The organism is Novosphingobium sp. Fuku2-ISO-50 (assembly GCF_001519055.1).
Classification (GTDB): Bacteria; Pseudomonadota; Alphaproteobacteria; order Sphingomonadales; family Sphingomonadaceae; genus Novosphingobium.
The window spans coordinates 26,966-46,246 of sequence record NZ_KQ954297.1; the positions used below are offsets into that span (position 1 = coordinate 26,966).

The window sequence follows — 19,281 nt, forward strand, 5'->3', positions numbered from 1 at the left end:
ACGGTTCAGCCGACCAGCCGCAAACCGTTCGCGGCGTCGGGTTCGGGCTGATCGGGCCAGATGCCGCGCGTGTCATAGACCGCCTTGCCCTGCCGTTCGGCCAGGGGGACGACGCGAAACACGTCGTGATCGACCAGAACGATCAGCACATCGCATGTTTCGAGCGCGGTATCGATGTCGATCAGGCTCGCGCCGGTATCGTTGAATTCGACCGGCAGCGCGGCGGCATAAGGCTCGACAATGTCCACCCGCGCGCCATAGCGGCGGGCGATCCGCGCCGCGACGAAGCGCGCCGGGCTTTCGCGGAAATCGTCGATATTGGCTTTGAACGCGAGGCCGAGGCAGGCGATTCGCGCCGCCGGATGCGCCTCGATCAGCGCCACCGAGCGTTCGATGACATGGTGCATCTTGGCATCGTTGACCTGTCGCGCGGTACGGATCAGCGCGGTATCCTCGGGCGCTCCATGGACGATGAACCACGGATCGACCGCGATGCAGTGCCCGCCAACGCCCGGCCCCGGCTGCAGGATGTTGACGCGCGGGTGGCGGTTGGCCAGCCGGATCACTTCCCACACGTCGAGCCCCATGCGATCGGCAACCATCGACAGTTCGTTGGCAAAGGCGATATTGACGTCGCGATAGGCGTTTTCAACCAGCTTGGTCATTTCAGCCGAGCGCGCGTCGGTGGTCACACAGGCGCCGCGCACGAACCGTTTGTAGAAGGCCAGGGCCTTGCGCGCGCAACGCGGCGTGATCCCGCCGATCGAGCGGTCGTTGTTGGCCAGTTCTTCGAGAATCCGGCCCGGCAGGACGCGTTCGGGGCAATAGGCGATCGCGACATCAGGCGTTTCGCGCGTCACACCGGGAAATTTCAGATCGGGGCGCAGGCCGGCCATCAGATCGCGCATCGCTTCGGTCGTGCCGACGGGCGAGGTCGATTCGAGAATGACCGTATCGCCCGACTTGAGCGCGGCGGCGACTTCGGTCGCGGCCGCCATGACATAGGACACGTCGGGCGTATGATGCCCGTCCTTGGCAAACGGCGTCGGCACGGCGATGACAAAGACATCGGCAGGCTCGATCACGGTCGATGCGCGCAGCAGGCCGCGCTGCACCACACCGCGGACCAGCCCGTCGAGATCGACTTCCTCGATATGGATCTCGCCCCGGTTGATCGTGTCGACCACGCTTTGCGTCACATCGAGCCCGAGCACCGGGCAACCGGCGCGGGCGACAATCGCGGCCGTGGGGAGGCCGATATAGCCCAGGCCCACGACACAGACCTGCGGCTTTGAATCACCCTGCATTGGCAAGTAGCTCCATGATGCGCGACGCGGACTTGCCGTCGCCAAACGGATTGTGTGCGCGCGCCATTGCGCCGTAGGCCTCTTTATCGTCCAGCAGCGTGAAAATTTCGGTAACGATGCGCGCCGGATCAGTGCCGACCAGCCGCGCGGTCCCGGCAGCGATGCCTTCGGGGCGCTCGGTCGTTTCGCGCATGACCAGCACCGGCTTGCCCAGCGCCGGCGCCTCTTCCTGCACCCCGCCGCTGTCGGTCAGCATGATCTCGCAAATCGCCAGCAGACGCGCAAAATGCGGATAATCAAGCGGTTCGATCAGCGCGACATTGTCGAGCCCCGCCAATTCCGCCTCCATCACCCGCCGCACGTTGGGATTGGGATGAACGGGAAAGATCAGCGCGACGTCGGGCCGCTGCGCAATCGTGCGGATGGCGCGCGCAATCGCTTCCAGCCCGCCGCCGAAATTTTCGCGCCGATGGCTGGTCACGCCGATGATCCGCCGCCCGGCAAAGCGCGCCTCGAGTTCGCCCAATCCCGCAGCCAGCGCCGGTTCGTCCGCGATCCGTCGCGTCACCCATTGCAGCGCGTCGATCACCGTGTTTCCGGTGACATGGATCGTTTCTGGCGCGACATTTTCTGCGCGCAAGGCCTCGGCGGCGGTCTCGGTCGGCGCGCAATGCAGCGCGGCGATCGTGCCGATGATCTTGCGGTTCACCTCTTCGGGCCAGGGGTGATAGATATTGTGGCTGCGCAGCCCCGCCTCGACATGCGCCACGCGAATCTTGCGGTAATAGGCGGCCAAGGCCCCCGCCATCGCGGTCGCGGTATCGCCCTGCACCACGACCCAGTCGGGCTTTTCCGCGTCCATCACCTGCCCCAGCCCGGTCAGGAGCGCGGCAGTCAGCGCATCGAGCGTCTGATCCGGGCGCATCAGGTCGAGATCATGGTCGGCGGTGATCCCGGCGATGGCCATGACCTGATCGAGCATCCCGCGATGTTGCGCCGAAATGCATACGCGGACGCGAAAGCGCGGATCGGCCCGCAAGGCATGAACCACCGGAAACATCTTGATCGCTTCCGGGCGCGTACCGAAAACGACAAGAACGGTCTGGCGAGCTGGGCTGTCAGTCATGCCGAACGCCCTAGCCCCCCAAGGTTAATACCCGGATAAATCCGGCGGAAATCACGCGCTCGGCAATTGCTGGCTGGAACAATGAAAGCCGCCCCCGCCTGCCAAAACCGCATCGGCCATGATCCCGACCGTCTCGCACCCCGGAAACAGCGCCGCAATCGCCGCAACCCCGTCGACATCATGGGGCGATCCGAAAATCGGCACGATCACCGCATGGGTCGTCACGACAAAGTTCATATAGCTTGCCGGCTGAATGTGCCCGTCCCATTCGATCCGCCCGGGCGAGGGCACTTCGACCACTTCGACGCCGAAAGCGCGCGCCCGCGCGGCGGCATCGGCATAGATCGCGGCGTTGGGATCGTCCGCCCCGGTCGCGCGCGGCAGCGCCAGCCGATTGGCCGCGACAAACCGGGCCAGATTGTCGACATGGCCATCGGTGTGATCGTTGATCAACCCCTCGCCCAGCCACAGCACCCGGTCAAAGCCGAGATCGCGCGCCAGCCGCATTTCGAGATCGGCGCGCGCCAGATGCGGATTGCGATTGGGATTGAGCAGGCACTGTTCGGTCGTCGCGACCAGCCCGGTGCCATCGCCATCGAGCGCCCCGCCTTCGAGCACCCAGTCGGCGCGCGTCGCCGCCAAACCGACACTCGCGGCAAGATCGGCGCCGATTGCCTGATCCCCCGGCATCAGGTATTTCCCGCCCCAGCCGTTGAAGCCGAACAGCCGCGCGGCCCGTGCGCCCGCGCCATCATGGACCACCAGCGGCCCGGTATCGCGCAGCCAGACATCGCCATAGACGCGGGTTTCCAGCACGACACTCGCAGCCACCAGACTGCGCGCGCGCGCCGCATTGGCCGCATCGCGCACGATCAGCCGCACCTCTTGCCCGCTGTCGGCGACGGCATTGGCAAAGGCGGCGATCTGTTCCTGCGCGCGATCGATCACCCCGCCCCATTCGTCGGCAATATGCGGAAAACCGATCCACAGCAGATCCTGCGCGTGCCATTCGGGGGGCATGCGTCCTGCGCCCGGTATCGTCATCATGCGGCCTTTCGCGTGGCGGTTGAAACGTGCCCCGCCGGTAGTCGGTTTTTGCCCGATACGCCATGCCCGGCAATCATTGCACCACTTGAACACGCCGCCACCAGAGCGCAGTGAGAGGCGATGACCGACTGGACCGATGCCCTGCACCGCGCGCGTGCCCACGCCCCGTTTCTGGCGCGCGCGCTCGACCGGCGGGCGGATCTGGGCGAACTGCTCGGCGCGGGGCGGCTTGACGAAGCGCTCGCGCGAACGGCGGGCGATGGCAGCGACGATGTCGGCGTGGCGCTGCGCCGCGAACGGCTGGGCTTGAGCCTGGTCGTCGCGATTGCCGATCTGGCCGGGGTTTTCGATCTCGGTCAGGTGGTCGGCACGCTGTCCGATTTTGCCGATCGCGCGCTCTCTGCGGCGATCGCCGCCGCGATCCGCCGCCGTGTCCCCGATGCAGAATCGATCGGCTTTTCGGGGATCGCGCTGGGCAAGCATGGCGCGCAAGAGCTGAACTATTCGTCGGACATCGACCCGATCCTGCTGTTCGATCCCGAAGTTCTGCCCCGGAAAGAGCGCGACGATCCGGCCGAAGCGGCGCAGATGGTCGCGCGCCGGGTAGTCGAGCTGCTCTCGACGATGACTGCCGAGGGCTATGTCTTCCGCGTCGACCTGCGCCTGCGGCCGCAAGCCGAAGTGACCCCGCTGGCGCTGTCGTTTGCAGCGGCGATCACGCATTACGAATCGAGCGCGCTCGCCTGGGAACGCGCCGCCTTTATCCGTGCCCGCGCCGCTTCGGGCGACATCGCGCGGGGACAGGCGTTTCTCGACACGATCCGGCCCTTCGTATGGCGCCGCAGCCTCGATTTCGGGGCGATTGCCGAAATCGGCCGACTGACCACGCGCATCCGCGATCACTATGCCGGGGGCCAGGCGGTCGGCCCCGGCTATGACCTGAAACGCGGGCGCGGCGGCATTCGCGAAGTCGAATTCTTTGCCCAGACGCATCAGTTGATCCACGGCGGGCGTAACCCGGCGTTGCGCCTGCGCGGGACGCGCGCCTCGCTCGATGCGCTGGCCGACGCCGGGATCATCGCCGCGCACGATGCCCGCATACTGGGCGAATCCTACGACCGGCTGCGCACGCTCGAACACCGCCTGCAGATGGTCGGCGATCAGCAGACGCACAGCCTGCCTACCGACCCCCAGGCGCTCGACAATGTCGCCCGGCTCGACGGGCTGAGCGACGGCGCCGCGCTGGTGGCCGAGCTGGCGACGATTTCGGAACAGGTCGGCAGCCGGTTCGACGCGCTGATCGCCGCATGGGCGCCGCGCGGGGCCATCGCCGTGACCGACCAACCGCTGGCGCGCGACCTTGACGCGCTGGGCTTTGCCGAGCCCGAGGCGCTGGCCGGGCGCATCGAAAGCTGGGGCAACGGCAAATTTCGCGCGCTGCGCAGCGAAGCCGCGCGCGAGGCGTTTGCCCGCATCCGCGGCCCCTTGCTGCGCGCGCTGGCCGCCGCGCCCGATCAGACGCGCGCCTTGCTGCGCTGGGAACAGTTGATCGAGCGGCTGCCCTCGGCGATCAATGTGTTCCGCCTGCTCGAAGCGCGCCCGGCGCTGTTCGACGTGGTCATGCGCGTGCTCGCCCATGCGCCGACTTTGGCCGACCACCTGGCCCGGCGCGCCGACTTGCTCGACGCGCTGATCGACATGACCGCGTTTGATTTGCCGGGCGATGTCGCGACGATCGCCGCGCGGCTTGCCCGCTCTGAAAAGGGCGATGATTACCAGTGCCTGCTCGATGCGGTGCGTCGCCGGGTGGGCGAAATGCGTTTTGCGCTGGGCGTGCAACTGATCGAACAGGCGCATGACCCGCTCGCCATCGCCGCCGCGCTGTCGCGCGTGGCCGAGGCGACGATTGCCGTGCTCGCAGCGGCGACCGAGGCCGAATTTGCCCTGGTCCACGGGCGCGTGCCCGACAGCCGGCTGGTGATCCTCGGGCTCGGGCGGCTTGGCGGCGGGGCGCTGACCCATGCCTCGGACCTTGACCTCGTGTTCCTGTTCAGCGGCGATTTCGCGCAGGAATCGGACGGCGCCCGCCCGTTGGGGGGCACGCTCTATTATACCCGGCTGAGCCAGCGCGTGGTGGTCGCGCTGTCCGCCCCGACTGCCGCCGGCGCGCTCTATGAAGTCGATACGCGGCTGCGCCCGTCGGGCACGCAGGGGCCCATCGCAGTCAGCCTCGACAGCTTTGCCCGCTATCAACGCGAAGAGGCGTGGACCTGGGAACACATGGCGCTGTGCCGCGCGCGCGCAATCCATGGCAGCGCGCAAGACCGCGCCGCGCTCGCGGCCATCATCGACGACGTGTTGACCATGCCGCGCGATGCACAAATCCTGCGCGCCGACGTGCTCAAGATGCGCGGCGACATGGCGCGGCACAAACCGCCCAAAGGACCGCTCGATGTAAAGCTGGCGCGCGGCGGACTGGTCGATGCCGAATTCATCGTCCATTATCTGCAATTGCGCGAACGGACCGCATTCGATCCCGATCTCGGCCTGGCGATTTCCGAGCTTGCCGAAGCGGGCTTCGTGCCCCATGCGATGCGCGACAGCCACGATCTGCTCACGCGGTTGCTGGTGGTGGTGCGGCTGGTTGCCCCCGATGGTGCATTCCCACCCGAGGCCAGCCGTGGCATTGTCGCGCAAGCGTGCGGCAAAGCGGATTGGGACAGCATGATCGCCGCCATTGCCGCCGCAAAGACCACGATTGCCGCCGCGTGGCAGACCACATTTGGCGAACCGCTGGAGACCTGACGCATGACGCTTGCCCTTGGCGAAAGCCTGCCCGACATCGCGCTGACCACCCCCGACGGCGAAAGCGTGCGCCCGTCCGATTTCGCGGGGAAAAAGTTCGTGCTGTTTTTCTACCCCAAAGACGACACGCCCGGCTGCACCACGGAAAACAAGGACTTTTCCAAGCTTTCCGCTCGCTTTGCCGCCGCCGGAACCGCGCTGTTGGGGATCAGCAAGGACACGCCGCAAAGACACCAGCGGTTCATCGACAAACATGGCCTGGCCGCGCCTTTGGCCAGCGATGCCGAAACGGACGGCCTGTCCGACGCGCTCGGCATCTGGACCGAAAAATCGATGTACGGGCGCAGCTATATGGGCATGGAGCGGACCACGCTGCTGATCGGTGCCGACGGGCGCATCGCACGCATCTGGCCCAAAGTTAAAGTCAAAGGACACGCCGAGGAAGTGCTCGCCGCCGCCGAGGCACTTTGATGGACGAGCCGCGCACGAGTGTTGCGCGCGCCGTTCGGGCCGCGATCCTGACAGCTGACCCGCGCGCAAAAGCGATGGCCGCGCGGCAGGTGGCGCGCGACTGGGCGGCGGGGCGGCTTGCTCCGGTGTTCGACATTGCCATGCCCGACATGCCGGCCCGCCCGGCGCTTCCCGAGCTGCTGCCGCCCAATGCCATGCCCAAGCGCGGGCGCGGCGGGTCGGAACGCGGGCGGATCGCGCTGATCCATGCGCTGTGTCACATCGAATTCGTGGCGATCGATCTTGCGCTCGATGCGGCGGGGCGGTTCGGCGGGGAACGGGGGCCACGCTTCGTCTCCGACTGGCTGGGCGTGGCCGCCGACGAAGCGATGCATTTCGCGCTGCTCGCGCGGCGGCTGGTCACGCTCGGCAGTCACTATGGCGCGATGCCCGCGCATGACGGGCTGTGGGATGCGGCGCGCGAAACCGCGCATGATGTCGCCGCGCGGCTGGCGGTCGTGCCGATGGTGCTCGAAGCGCGCGGGCTCGACGTGACGCCGGTCACCATCGAGCGGTTCGAAGCGGCGGGCGACACGCGTACCGCGCGCATCCTGCAACGAATCCTTGACGACGAAATTCGCCACGTCCGTTTCGGCACCAGCCATTTCAGCGCGATCTGCACCGAACGCGGGGATTCGCCGCCCGCTCAATGGAAATACCTGGTTACGCGTTACTTCAGAGGGGCCGTTAAGCCTCCGTTCAACGACTCGGCGCGTCGTTCAGCCGGTCTGTCGTATGAATTCATGGAAGGGGTTGCCTGACCGCGCCCCATACCCCTAGGCCTGCGACCACACCGGAGATGCCGGAGCGTGAGGCCAGCAAGGCCCGCCCGAAGCATCATCCGGACCGAGCGTAACGGGCCGCAAACGCGGTAACGGCGCGAAAAAAGGGTTCGCACGGGTCGCAATGCTGCTCAACAGATTTCTTCCCTTCGCGCTGGCCATCGCCGCCGGCATCATCGCCCAGCCGGCTCTTGCCAGCAGCGCCGCTTCTGCCGACATCACCGCGCCGCTGCGCGCCGCTGAAGCGAGCCGCACCGGCACGACGGCCGCCCCGGGCGATACCGAATTCCGTCAGCTTTTCGCCAACTGGCGCGCGCTCGACACCGGTCGTCCGAATGCCGGCATGGGCACCTCGATGGCCGACACGGGTTCGGCGTCGATCCCGATGCTCGTCCCCGTGACCAGCAGCCGCTCGATGAGCAGCAATTTCGGCATGCGCGTTCACCCGGTTCTGGGTGGTTTCCGCATGCACAAGGGCGTCGATCTGCCCGCCACGACCGGCACCCCGATCCATGCCACGGCAGACGGCGTGATCGGACGCGCCGACTGGTTTGGCGGCTATGGCCTGTGCGTCGAAATCGAACACGGCGCCAATCTTGAAACGCGCTATGGCCACATGTCGCGCATTGCCGTTGCTGAAGGGCAGCATGTGCATCGCGGCGACGTGATCGGCTATGTCGGCTCGACCGGCCGTTCGACCGGCGCACACCTGCATTACGAAGTGCGCATCGGCGGCGAAGCGGTCAACCCGGTGCCTTACCTGCAAGTCGCCGAAGCCAATTCGAACATCGTGCTGGCCAGCAACGCCGTCACCGCGGCACCGCAGAGCCCCGAGGAATAACCCCAAGTTTCCATCCAGGCCGAAAATCGGCCGGGTCGCATTTGGGAGAGGATGCGACAAAACGAAAAGGGCGCCGGCAACGGCGCCCTTTTTTTGGTGATTGCACCGCGCGCGAGTGGACGATCCGAATGGCCGAAAGTGGTGGGGAGCGGACTTTCAAAGAGTGGTCAACTCATCGGTCCCGTTACGCAAGCGCGCACAACCCAGTTGACTTTTCGCTTCTCAAGTGTGCATTGTTCAGAATTCATACCCCAACCTTGCCCCCACGGAATGGCAGTGATTATCCAGACCGTTGCCAAGTTTCCGTTAAAAGTTGGACGCGAAAATCCCGTAGATGGACCACGTTCTTCGTACGATGAAATAGGAGGTGGTTTTATTGAGTAAGAAGCCCAAGGGCATTGATTAACATAACCGCCCTTCGATGAAGTTTTGTAAAATATCTTAAATTGCTCCTTGTTGGGGGCAACTTGATCCCAATGATAACTATGACGCCCCAGAGCTACCCATACATCACATTCTTCCCGTGTCGCCGCACTGTCCGGTGCATCGCGACCGACGTCGCTATCTTGAACAGTGAGGGTGCTGGCACCGAGCGCAACGGTGGCGAGCAAAAAAATTAATCCGTTCAGCATTGCGTCCCTTATCTCTCGCGTTGCCAGCCACATCCGGATGCCGTAATTTACCGGCATTAGGAATGACCGCAACTGGGCGCAACCCGTCATCCGCTTCGCCATGCGCTTGCCGGCGCCCTCCATTCGCCGAGCGCTGACCAGCCCCCAATTCAGACCGAGAGTTCGTATTCTCCGACAAGCCGGTCGGTCGGAATGTGCCATGAGCGGTGCAGCTTGCGAATCATCGCGAGTGTCAGCGGTCGCTGCCGCTTGAGGATTCGGTTGCGCGACTTTTGCCGACAATGCGCGTCAGGTCGGTCAGTGTGCGACCGTTCAATTCCATGTCGGCCTTGATGGTGTCGACCGGGTCAAGATCGGCGATCGGCCAGCGTTTCGCCTCATAGGCATCGACGAGCGTACTGAGCACTTCGAGACGATTGAAATCGTCAGTCCCTTCCCTGGCATCCCACAGGCGCTCGATCTCATGAAGGGCAGCCCGGTGATCCGCATCGGTGCGAACGGGGGTGATGTCCATTGGCGGTTCCTCTGGAATGCGCTGACCGTCAGCGCATCAATGGCATCGACATGCTGCATCTTTACAGAGTCATGCCCGCCTCGCCAATTCCCGTTGCATTCCTTAATCGGTCAGTTAAACTACTCGGAACAACCCTGCCGCAAACGGCAGAACCACCGGCCGCCGGCGCCGGGGTGAACCCGAGAGGACCGCCATGCACTATCATCCCAGCGTTCATGCCCGGACGAAACCGGAAAAGCCCGCGGTGATCATGGGATCGAGCGGAGAGGTCATCACTTATGGCGAGCTCGATGCGGCCAGCAACCGCTTTGCCCAGTTGCTGCGCGCGCGCGGGTTGCGGATCGGCGACACCATTGCGCTGTGCTTTGACAACAATCCGGTGTTCTTTGCCTTGTGCTGGGGCGCGCAACGCGCCGGGCTGATCTATGTCGCGGTCTCGTGCCGGCTGACTGCGCCCGAAATCGCCTATATCGCCAAAGACAGCGGCGCGCGCCTGCTGGTCGGCAACGGCGCTTTTGGCGATGTGTTCGATGCAGTCGCGCAGATCGAGCCCGAGCTTGCCCAATTGCGCCTCGGCGGCACGGGCGAACACGATCTGACCGCCGCGCTGGCCGCCATGCCTGCCGAACCGATCGCCGACGAACGCGCCGGGATCGACATGCTCTATTCCTCGGGCACCACCGGCAAGCCCAAGGGCGTGCGCGTGCCCCTGCCCGAAGATCCGGCGATCGGCAGCGGCAATGGCCTGCTCGATCTGGCGCGCGGCGCCTTCGGTCTGGACGAAGACACGATCTACCTGTCCCCTGCCCCGCTCTATCATGCTGCGCCGCTGCGCTGGTCGCTGACCGTGCAAAAGCTCGGCGGCACGGTGGTCTGCATGGAAAAATTCGACCCCGAACTCGCGCTGCAATTGATCGAGCGCCATCGCGTGACCGCCAGCCAGTGGGTGCCGACGCATTTCGTGCGCCTGTTGAAACTCGACGAGGCGGTACGACACCGCTACGACTTGTCGAGCCTGCGTTGCGCGATCCATGCGGCGGCGCCCTGCCCGGTGCCGGTCAAGCAGGCGATGATCGCATGGTGGGGGCCGATCCTGCGCGAATATTACGCCGGGACCGAAGGCAACGGCTTTACCTTCATTTCCAGCGAAGAATGGCTGCAACGCCCCGGCTCGGTCGGGCGGGCGCTGCTCGGCGTGATCCATATCTGCGACGAACACGGCGACGAAGTGCCGCGCGGGACCGAAGGCCAGGTGTTTTTCGAAGGCGGCAGCGCGTTCACCTATCACAACGATCCCGACAAGACTCGCGATGCCACCAACAAGCACGGCTGGACCAGCCTCGGCGATGTCGGGCGGCAGGATGACGAAGGCTATCTGTACCTTACCGACCGCAAGAGCTTCATGATCATTTCAGGCGGGGTCAACATCTATCCGCAGGAAATCGAAAATCTGCTCGTGACACATCCCAAGGTCGCCGATGTCGCGGTGATCGGCGCGCCCGATCCGGACATGGGCGAACGTGTCGTCGCCATCGTCCAGCCGGTCAATTTCGGCACAGCGGGCCCCGCGCTTGCCGAAGAGCTCAAAGAATGGCTCGCCCCGCAATTGAGCCGGGTAAAAATGCCGCGCCAGATCGATTTTCGCCCCGACCTGCCGCGCGAACCGACCGGCAAGCTGTTCAAGCGGCTGCTGCGCGACGAATACAAGGCAATCGCCGCGGCAAGCGCATAAAACCTCGCTTCAGTCGATCTCGGCTGCCAGTCGCCTGATCAGCACGCGCACGTCGTCGGCCATGTCCGGACGCGCCAGCGCGAGTTCGAGCGTGGCTTCGACAAAGCCGGCCTTGCTGCCGCAGTCATAGCGCCGACCGGCAAATGTCACCGCATGAAACGGCTGGGTGCCGATCATGCGCGCCATGGCATCGGTCAGCTGGATTTCGCCCCCCGCGCCCTTGCCCTGGTCTTCCAGCGTGCGCATGACTTCGGGTTGCAGGATATAGCGGCCCGAAATGATCAGGTTTGACGGCGCATCCTCGCGGCGAGGCTTTTCCACCAGCCCGATCACTTCGGTCAGAGACGGCGAAATCTTCGCGCCGGGCTTGATCACGCCATAGCTCGACACTTCGTCCTCGGGCACTTCGAGCACCGAAATGAGATTGCCGCCGACTTCGTTATAGGCCTCGACCATCTGCTTCATGCAACCGGGCGTGCCGATCATCAGTTCGTCGGGCAGGAAGATCGCAAAAGGTTCATCACCGACGATCGCGCGCGCGCACCAGATCGCATGGCCCAGCCCCAGCGGCACCTGCTGGCGCACGGTGACCAGATTGCCCGGCTGGATTCGCGTCGCATCGAGCACGTCGAGCGACTTGCCGCGCCCGGCCATCGTCGCTTCGAGTTCGAACGCGGTGTCGAAATGCTCGACAATCGACGTTTTCCCGCGCCCGGTTACGAAAATAAGCTGCTCGATTCCCGCCTCGCGCGCCTCGTCGACGGCATACTGGATCAATGGCCGGTCGATAATCGGCAGCATTTCCTTGGGGATCGCCTTGGTCGCCGGAAGGAAGCGCGTACCCAGCCCAGCGACAGGAAAAACGGCCTTGCGGATAGGCTTGCGGATCATCGCGTTGGTCATGTCCGTTCCAATACCCCGGCAATTGTTGCAGGGCTGTTATGCGTTACGAAGAATCGTAAGCAACCATCTTTTGCAACCGATATTGCGCCGCCGCAGATTCTCGGTAAATCGCGGCGATGGACAAGATCATCATTCGTGGCGGGCGCAAGCTTTCCGGTACCGTTCCCGTCTCCGGGGCCAAGAACGCGGCGCTCACCCTGCTGCCTTGCGCGTTGCTCACCGAAGAGCCGCTGACGCTGCGCAATCTGCCGCGCCTTGCAGACATCGACAGTTTTCAGCACCTCTTGAATCAGTTTGGCATTTCGACTTCGATCGCCGGGGCGCGGCCAGAGGATTTCGGGCGGGTCATGACGCTGCAGGCGACGCGGCTGACGTCAACCGTCGCGCCCTATGATCTGGTCCGCAAGATGCGCGCGTCGATTCTCGTCCTCGGGCCGATGCTGGCGCGCGCGGGCGAAGCGACGGTTTCGCTCCCCGGTGGCTGCGCCATCGGCAACCGCCCAATCGACCTTCACCTGAAAGCGCTCGAAGCTTTTGGCGCGCGGATCGAACTCGCCGCCGGCTACGTCCGCGCCCATGCCCCCGACGGCGGACTGCCGGGCGGGCATTACACGTTTCCGGTGGTCTCGGTCGGCGCGACCGAAAACGCAGTCATGGCCGCCGTGCTCGCCAACGGCACATCCACGCTGCACAATGCCGCACGCGAGCCGGAAATCGTCGACTTGTGCAACCTCCTGGTGGCAATGGGCGCGGAAATCGAGGGCATCGGCAGCTCTCACCTGACCATCCACGGCGTGTCGCGGCTCCACGGCGCGACATACATGGTCATGCCCGACCGTATCGAGGCCGGCTCTTACGCTTGTGCCGCGGCGATCACCGGCGGCGATGTCCTGCTGGCCGGTGCACGAATCGAGGATATGACGGCGACCGTCCAGGCGCTGACCGATGCGGGCATTCATGTCGAACAGACACGCGGCGGGCTGCACGTCGCGGCCAATGGCGCGATCCGCCCGGTGACACTGTCGACCGCCCCCTATCCCGGCTTTGCCACCGACATGCAGGCGCAGTTGATGGCGATGCTGTGCATGGCCAAGGGGTCGTCGGTGCTGACCGAAACGATCTTCGAAAACCGTTATATGCACGTGCCCGAACTGAACCGCATGGGCGCGCGCATCGAAACCAAGGGACGCACCGCCATCGTGCACGGCGTCGATCACTTGGTCGGCGCCGATGTCATGGCGACCGACTTGCGCGCCTCGATGAGCCTGATCATCGCGGGCCTCGCCGCCGAGGGCGAAACCAGCGTCCACCGCGTCTATCACCTCGATCGCGGTTATGAACGGCTCGAAGAAAAGCTGGCGCTCATCGGTGCCGATGTCGAACGCGTCGGCAACGATTGATCATTCGGGGACTGATCATTCAGGGATTGATCCTTCAGACTGTAGGCCGGGCGGCTGCGCCAGGAGCCGTCCCGCCAGCCACAGACGGATCGCACCGGCAAGACCGGGCGGAGTGGCAGCGGCGATGCGTTCTGCGTCGATTCGCGCGACCAGCGCATTAACCGGCACGCCATCTGCGGCCGCAACGCGCCGCAGCCAGTCCCAGAACAAAGGTTCGAGGCTGATCGACGTCTTGTGCCCGGCAATTTCAACCGAGCGCTTGACCGGGGGGTGATAGATGTCTGCCATCGGCCACCAAGGGCGGGCGACAGGAAAACCCCTGCCGCCCGGTCCTGTCAGTACATGTGCTGCCCGCCATTGATCGACATCGTCGACCCGGTGACAAAACCGCCGTCTTCAGAGGTGAGGAAGGCAACGCCGCGCGCGATTTCGTCGGCTTGCCCCAGCCGGCCGACCGGGATCTTGGCAACGATCTTTTCCAGCACCGCCGCCGGGACTGCGGCCACCATGTCGGTATCGATATAGCCCGGCGCGATGGCGTTGACGGTCACCCCATATTTGGCGCCTTCCTGCGCCAAGGCCTTGGTAAAGCCATGAATGCCCGACTTTGCAGCAGCGTAGTTGACCTGACCATATTGTCCGGCCTGCCCATTGATCGAGCCGATATTGACGATCCGGCCCCAACCACGCTCGCGCATGCCGGGAAAAGTTGCCTTCGCCAGATTGAAGCAGCCGCCCAAATTGATGCGCATGACTTCATTCCAGTCCTCGTAGCTCATCCTGTGCAGCACCGCGTCGCGGGTAATCCCTGCATTGTTGACCACGATATCGACCGGCCCATAGTGCTCGGTAATCTTCGCCACGGCAGCGAGCGTCGCTTCATGATCGCCGACGTCCCAGCGCACCGCGGGGATACCCGTGACTTCGGAAAAAGCCCGGGCCTTTTCTTCGTTGCCGGCATAATTGGCGATCACCCGGCGTCCTTGCGCCTGCAGCGCGATGCTGATCGCTTCACCGATACCCCGCGTCCCACCCGTCACAATTGCAACACGCGTCATGTCAGATCCTCTCCGGCAAAAATCCCCATCCCATCGGGACGCCATTGGTACGATCATGGCATCCGTGCGGCAAGGCTTCTCCGAACCGTAGAGGTCATTTGTCGACGGTGGCAGCTGGACCTTTGGCCAAGGTCAAACGCGCAGAAAACTGCGGCATAAACCGATTGGAACAAGTTTCAGACAGACAGGGAGCGCGGCAACGAGGCCCGCGCAGATCAGAAGCGGAACTGCGTCCCGACATAGAGCGCCTGACTGTCCTGACGATGGTCCGTCAGCGCACGCAAACGTTCGCGATCCGACGAGTAGCGCAAGCCCGCCGTGACATCGAGATTGCCGATCAGGCGATAGCTGCCGCCCATATTGACCTGGTAATCGCTCTGCGTACCCAAAGTGCGCGGCGCACGCCCGACGGATGCACGTTCGTCAAATGCGACGCTGGGCTCAAGCCGGGGCGAATGGCTCGTCGATTCGCTGGGCTGCGGCGCCAGCGAATAGGTGCGCACTTCGGCATTATCGTGCCCGAGGTCATGAACCGCGCTCGACGCGGGCAACGCAAAGCTCTGATACCCGCGCGCCAAACCGAGGTTATAGGCCACCGGCGTAATCCGCATGGCAGCAAAGCTCGCGCCGGTTTCGACCTGAGCCGCATGCGTGCCGATCAGGTGCCCTCGCGCATCGGGCAGGCGCACCGCCACAGTCACCGCGTGATCGGGGCGGTTATCCATCCCGGCCGGGGTAAAGCGAAACAGCTTGCCATGGGAAAGCGCACGAATCGACACTTGCGCCACCAGACGCGAATCGACCGACGCCGGCGTAAAGGAACCGAGCGCGCCGCGCGCGGACAAACGCACCGGCAGCGATTCGGTGCCGCTGGAAAAAGCATTGACGACCGTCGGCGCAACCAGCGCCGAGACAAGGATGCACACGCCGCTGATCACCGGCGCACGCAGAAACCGGCGCAGACCGCCGCTTTTCGCGCTTTTGCCCCTGATCGCACGCATGATTTTCAATCCATCCCTTGGTCTAGGCACAAGCGCCAACTCGCCAACCTGCATCAGCCTTTCGGCCAACGGTCACCTTCTATGACGCCGACGCTCCGTTCGCGCCACACCTTATTGCTGGTCTATATAGCGATGGCCCGCCGGTTTCCAGTGATCAAAGCCCTCCCCTTCCGTCGCGGCAACGGTTCCTGGGCGACTGTTGCAACCAATCCACATACGCACGCGCCGGACTCGTCGATTGAATCGACCGCAATGCGCTTGCCGCCGGTAGCGACAGGGTGTTAGAGGCCTTGCCTGGAACAGTGCAGGCCGAAACCTGCCCCGTCATCGCGTGCATCGCGCTCGCAAGATGGCAAAGGGCAGGCAGCCGGTCGACCGTTTCGGTTTGTGGCCGGCCCTGCGTTACCCTCGCATGGCTCGCACCAGCAAGGACAGGATTGACAGTGACGTTGAGCGCCAGCCCCAAGACGACCAATTTCCCGAAGACACCGGGCTCCCTTGCTGCAACCGCTGCTCGCGGGTTGGTCATCGGCGCGCTTGTCGTCTCGCTTGGCGCCTGCACGCATCACGTTGCCAAGTCCAAGAAAAAGCTGCGCGAAGCCGCCGCGCTTGCCCCGAGCAAAGTCACGCAGATCGGTGTCAACGCCTATCTGTGGCGCGCCACGCTCGATACGCTGTCGTTCATGCCGTTGCTTCAGACCGACAGCAACGGCGGCGTCATCGTCACCGACTGGTATGCCAATCCGAAGAATCCCGGCGAACGCGTCAAAGTGACCGTGTCGATCCTCGATCAGGATCTGCGTGCCGATGCCGTACGCGTTGCCGCCAGCCGCCAGGTCTTGCAGCAGGGCGGCGCGTGGATCGACGCGCCCGTCGAAGCGGCCACCGTGCAGAAGCTCGAAGACGTCATCCTGACCCGCGCCCGCGACCTGCGCCGCCGCACCATTCGCGGGTAAGCGCTCCCGGTTCCGCCGGGGCGCGCGGCGTTTTGGCGCGACCCGGCTTTTTATCAAGCGTAACGCCCCCGCTCGCACGCCTGCACTACGGTTGCGCGATGGGTCGCGTCTCGCGTAGAGGGCTGTCATGACTGCAGACCGTTACGATCCGGCCACGTCCGACATCCGCTGGCAAAAGGCGTGGGACCAGGCCCAGACTTTCCGCGCCGACGACGCTTCGCCCAAACCGCGCAGCTACGTGCTGGAGATGTTCCCCTACCCTTCGGGGCGCATCCACATCGGCCATGTGCGCAACTATACGATGGGCGACGTGCTCGCGCGGTTCAAGCGGATGAAGGGATTCGAAGTCCTGCATCCGATGGGCTGGGACGCCTTTGGCATGCCGGCGGAAAACGCCGCGATGGAAAAGGGCGTGCACCCCGGCGGCTGGACCCGCGACAATATCGCCAACATGAAGGCGCAATTGAAGCGGCTTGGCTTCGCACTCGACTGGAGCCGAGAACTCGCCACGTGCGAGCCCGAATATTACGGTCAGGAACAGGCACTGTTCCTCGATCTCTATGCCGCCGGCCTTGTCTATCGCAAGGAATCGGCCGTCAACTGGGATCCGATCGACCAGACCGTGCTGGCCAACGAGCAAGTGATCGACGGGCGCGGCTGGCGCTCGGGCGCGCTGGTCGAAAAGCGCAAGCTCAGCCAGTGGTTTCTCAAGATCACCGCATTTGCCGACGATCTGCTCAATGGATTGGGCGCGCTCGACAAATGGCCCGAAAAAGTCCGCGTGATGCAGGAAAACTGGATCGGCAAGAGCCAGGGGCTGCAATTCCGCTTCGACTTGTCGAACGGCGAAGCGCTTGAAGTCTATACCACCCGCCCCGACACGATTTTCGGCGCGAGCTTCGTCGCCGTTGCCGCCGATCATCCCGTGGCGCAAGGCGTCGCCGCAACGCAACCGGCAGCGCAGAATTTCATCGCGCTCTGCCGCAAGGGCGGGACCACGGCAGCCGAACTTGAAACCGCTGAAAAGCTCGGTTTCGCCACCGGCCTGACCGCGCGCCATCCGTTCACCGGCGAAGATCTGCCGGTCTATATCGCCAATTTCGTGTTGATGGATTACGGCACCGGCGCGATCATGGCCGTGCCGGGCCACGACCAGCGCGACTTTGACTTTGCCCGCAAGTACGGCCTGCCGATCCTGCGGGTGGTCGCCGCCTCTGCCGATATGGCGGGCACACCATTTGGCGACGAAGCCGAGGCCGGCGACGGGATTCTGGTCAATTCGGGCTTCCTCGACGGCATGGCTGTGGCCGAAGCAAAGGCCGCCGTCATTGCCCGCTCGGAATCGGAAGGCTGGGGCCAGGGCAAGACGGTGTGGCGCCTGCGCGACTGGGGCGTTTCGCGCCAACGCTATTGGGGCACGCCGATCCCGTTTGTGCATTGCGAAATCTGCGGCGTGGTCCCGGTGCCGAAAAAGCAGTTGCCGGTGACGCTGCCCGACGATGTGGACTTTTCGGTGCCGGGCAACCCGCTCGACCGCCATCCGACGTGGAAGCATGTCGCGTGCCCGCAATGCGGCCATCCCGCCCGGCGAGAAACCGACACGCTCGACACCTTCGTCGATTCCTCCTGGTATTTCCTGCGTTTTGCCAGCCAGCCGGCAGACCGTCCGTTCGATCCCGCGGTGATCGCGCAATGGCTTCCGGTCGAACAGTATATCGGCGGCATCGAACATGCGATCCTGCACTTGCTCTATGCCCGGTTCTGGACGCGCGCGCTCGCTCATATCGGGCTGATCCAGATCACCGAGCCCTTCGCCAGCCTGTTTACCCAAGGCATGGTGACGCACGAGACCTACGAACGGCGCAATCCCGACAACGGCCAGCCGATCTTTTTCAGCCCCGCCGAAGTCGATCGCAGCGGCGATGGCGCGACTTTGCGTGCCGATGGTGCCCCGGTCGAGGTCGGCCGCGTCATCAAGATGTCGAAGTCCAAGAAGAACGTGGTCGATCCCGACGAGATTGTCGCTCGTTTCGGCGCGGACGCGATCCGCTGGTTCATGCTGTCGGACAGCCCGCCCGAACGCGACCTGCCCTGGTCAGAGGCGGGCATCGAAGGTTGCGCGCGCTTTGTGCAGCGGCTGTGGCGCCTGTTTGCGCACTATGACCCCGCCGCGACCGGCGAAGACATGACCATCGCACGCAAGGCGCACCAGACCGTCGATGCCGTTGCCTCGGACATCGGGGCGCTGGGCTTCAACAAGGCCGTCGCGCGAATCTATGAACTGACCGGCGCCATCGAAAAGGCAGCGCCTTCGACCGATCGCAGCGCTGCGATCCGCTCGCTGCTGCTGCTGGTCGCCCCGATGATGCCGCATCTGGCAGAGGAAGCCTGGACTCGGGTCGGAGGGGGGCTGATTTCCGACGCCGCCTGGCCGGACGTCGATCCGGCGCTTTTGATCGACGATGAAGTCACCGTCGCAGTGCAGGTCAAAGGCAAGCTGCGCGACACGCTGATCGTCGCCAAGGGCACCCCGCGCGATGTTCTCGAGCGTCTGGCGCTTGCTTCGGACAAAGTGCAGCGCGCGCTCGATGGGGCGGAAGTGAAAAAGGTGATCGTCGTGCCTGACCGTCTGGTGAACCTTGTCGCCTGAGGCGCGCCCGTGGCGGC

17 protein-coding genes are annotated in these 19,281 nt (G+C 64.4%); 8 read left to right on the forward strand and 9 right to left on the reverse strand.

What is annotated here, in order from left to right; all coding sequences use genetic code 11:
• Nucleotides 1-5: 5 nt before the first annotated feature.
• From wecC to AQZ50_RS15250, 3 genes are read right to left on the reverse strand one after another with little or no spacing between them, the layout of a single operon-like run.
• A complete protein-coding gene (gene wecC, locus AQZ50_RS15240) occupies nucleotides 6-1,307 on the reverse strand; it encodes a UDP-N-acetyl-D-mannosamine dehydrogenase (RefSeq protein WP_067747472.1) in 1,302 nt (433 codons plus the stop codon).
• On the reverse strand, nucleotides 1,297-2,433 hold the full coding sequence (gene wecB / locus AQZ50_RS15245; protein ID WP_067747474.1) for a non-hydrolyzing UDP-N-acetylglucosamine 2-epimerase: 1,137 nt from the start codon (nucleotides 2,431-2,433) through the stop codon (nucleotides 1,297-1,299). The genes wecC and wecB overlap by 11 nt, the downstream gene beginning before the upstream one ends.
• 51 nt (nucleotides 2,434-2,484) lie before the next feature.
• Entirely contained in the window at nucleotides 2,485-3,480 is a 996-nt protein-coding gene (locus AQZ50_RS15250; protein ID WP_369801430.1) for an agmatine deiminase family protein, read from the reverse strand.
• A gap of 120 nt (nucleotides 3,481-3,600) precedes the next feature.
• Here AQZ50_RS15250 and AQZ50_RS15255 point away from each other — a divergent pair, with 120 nt between their 5' ends.
• From AQZ50_RS15255 to AQZ50_RS15270, 4 genes are all read left to right on the forward strand, one after another.
• Nucleotides 3,601-6,285 carry a bifunctional [glutamine synthetase] adenylyltransferase/[glutamine synthetase]-adenylyl-L-tyrosine phosphorylase gene (locus AQZ50_RS15255; protein WP_067747476.1) on the forward strand — a complete coding sequence of 895 codons (2,685 nt, stop codon included), beginning with the start codon at nucleotides 3,601-3,603 and terminating at the stop codon, nucleotides 6,283-6,285.
• A 3-nt stretch (nucleotides 6,286-6,288) separates the two neighbouring features.
• On the forward strand, nucleotides 6,289-6,756 hold the full coding sequence (locus AQZ50_RS15260; RefSeq protein ID WP_067747478.1) for a peroxiredoxin: 468 nt from the start codon (nucleotides 6,289-6,291) through the stop codon (nucleotides 6,754-6,756).
• Nucleotides 6,756-7,556, forward strand: coding sequence for a ferritin-like domain-containing protein (locus AQZ50_RS15265; protein WP_067747480.1), 801 nt, complete (start codon nucleotides 6,756-6,758; stop codon nucleotides 7,554-7,556). The genes AQZ50_RS15260 and AQZ50_RS15265 overlap by 1 nt, the downstream gene beginning before the upstream one ends.
• A 148-nt stretch (nucleotides 7,557-7,704) precedes the next feature.
• Nucleotides 7,705-8,418 (forward strand): M23 family metallopeptidase, encoded by a 714-nt coding sequence (locus AQZ50_RS15270; RefSeq protein ID WP_067747566.1) that lies wholly within the window; start codon nucleotides 7,705-7,707, stop codon nucleotides 8,416-8,418.
• A gap of 167 nt (nucleotides 8,419-8,585) precedes the next feature.
• Here AQZ50_RS15270 and AQZ50_RS20545 read toward each other — a convergent pair whose 3' ends face one another.
• Together AQZ50_RS20545 and AQZ50_RS15275 are read right to left on the reverse strand one after the other, a co-directional pair.
• Nucleotides 8,586-9,152 carry a hypothetical protein gene (locus AQZ50_RS20545; RefSeq protein ID WP_156427389.1) on the reverse strand — a complete coding sequence of 189 codons (567 nt, stop codon included), beginning with the start codon at nucleotides 9,150-9,152 and terminating at the stop codon, nucleotides 8,586-8,588.
• Between the two features lie 130 nt (nucleotides 9,153-9,282).
• Nucleotides 9,283-9,564 carry a helix-turn-helix domain-containing protein gene (locus AQZ50_RS15275; RefSeq protein WP_231730328.1) on the reverse strand — a complete coding sequence of 94 codons (282 nt, stop codon included), beginning with the start codon at nucleotides 9,562-9,564 and terminating at the stop codon, nucleotides 9,283-9,285.
• Between the two features lie 193 nt (nucleotides 9,565-9,757).
• Between AQZ50_RS15275 and AQZ50_RS15280 the strand changes: the two genes are divergently transcribed.
• Nucleotides 9,758-11,296 carry an acyl-CoA synthetase gene (locus tag AQZ50_RS15280; protein ID WP_067747482.1) on the forward strand — a complete coding sequence of 513 codons (1,539 nt, stop codon included), beginning with the start codon at nucleotides 9,758-9,760 and terminating at the stop codon, nucleotides 11,294-11,296.
• A 9-nt stretch (nucleotides 11,297-11,305) separates the two neighbouring features.
• Here the strand turns inward: AQZ50_RS15280 and galU are convergent, their stop codons facing one another.
• On the reverse strand, nucleotides 11,306-12,187 hold the full coding sequence (galU, locus tag AQZ50_RS15285; protein WP_369801431.1) for a UTP--glucose-1-phosphate uridylyltransferase GalU: 882 nt from the start codon (nucleotides 12,185-12,187) through the stop codon (nucleotides 11,306-11,308).
• A gap of 128 nt (nucleotides 12,188-12,315) precedes the next feature.
• Here galU and murA point away from each other — a divergent pair, with 128 nt between their 5' ends.
• The gene (gene murA / locus AQZ50_RS15290) at nucleotides 12,316-13,599 is read left to right on the forward strand and encodes a UDP-N-acetylglucosamine 1-carboxyvinyltransferase (RefSeq protein ID WP_067747484.1); all 1,284 of its coding nucleotides are present in this window, start codon (nucleotides 12,316-12,318) and stop codon (nucleotides 13,597-13,599) included.
• A 15-nt stretch (nucleotides 13,600-13,614) separates the two neighbouring features.
• Here murA and AQZ50_RS15295 read toward each other — a convergent pair whose 3' ends face one another.
• The 3 genes from AQZ50_RS15295 to AQZ50_RS15305 form a co-directional block, all read right to left on the reverse strand.
• Nucleotides 13,615-13,887: a ribbon-helix-helix domain-containing protein gene (locus AQZ50_RS15295; RefSeq protein WP_067747485.1), complete on the reverse strand. Its 273-nt coding sequence runs from the start codon at nucleotides 13,885-13,887 to the stop codon at nucleotides 13,615-13,617.
• Between the two features lie 47 nt (nucleotides 13,888-13,934).
• Nucleotides 13,935-14,657, reverse strand: coding sequence for an acetoacetyl-CoA reductase (phbB, locus tag AQZ50_RS15300; RefSeq protein WP_067747486.1), 723 nt, complete (start codon nucleotides 14,655-14,657; stop codon nucleotides 13,935-13,937).
• Between the two features lie 215 nt (nucleotides 14,658-14,872).
• Nucleotides 14,873-15,658 (reverse strand): hypothetical protein, encoded by a 786-nt coding sequence (locus AQZ50_RS15305; RefSeq protein WP_231730329.1) that lies wholly within the window; start codon nucleotides 15,656-15,658, stop codon nucleotides 14,873-14,875.
• Nucleotides 15,659-16,101: 443 nt separating this feature from the next.
• On the opposite strand from AQZ50_RS15305, the gene AQZ50_RS15310 reads away from it, so the two are divergent.
• Together AQZ50_RS15310 and leuS are read left to right on the forward strand one after the other, a co-directional pair.
• Nucleotides 16,102-16,614: a DUF3576 domain-containing protein gene (locus AQZ50_RS15310; RefSeq protein ID WP_067747487.1), complete on the forward strand. Its 513-nt coding sequence runs from the start codon at nucleotides 16,102-16,104 to the stop codon at nucleotides 16,612-16,614.
• 127 nt (nucleotides 16,615-16,741) lie between these two features.
• Nucleotides 16,742-19,264, forward strand: a complete 2,523-nt coding sequence (gene leuS / locus AQZ50_RS15315) for a leucine--tRNA ligase (protein WP_067747488.1) — start codon at nucleotides 16,742-16,744, stop codon at nucleotides 19,262-19,264.
• Nucleotides 19,265-19,281 lie beyond the last annotated feature (17 nt).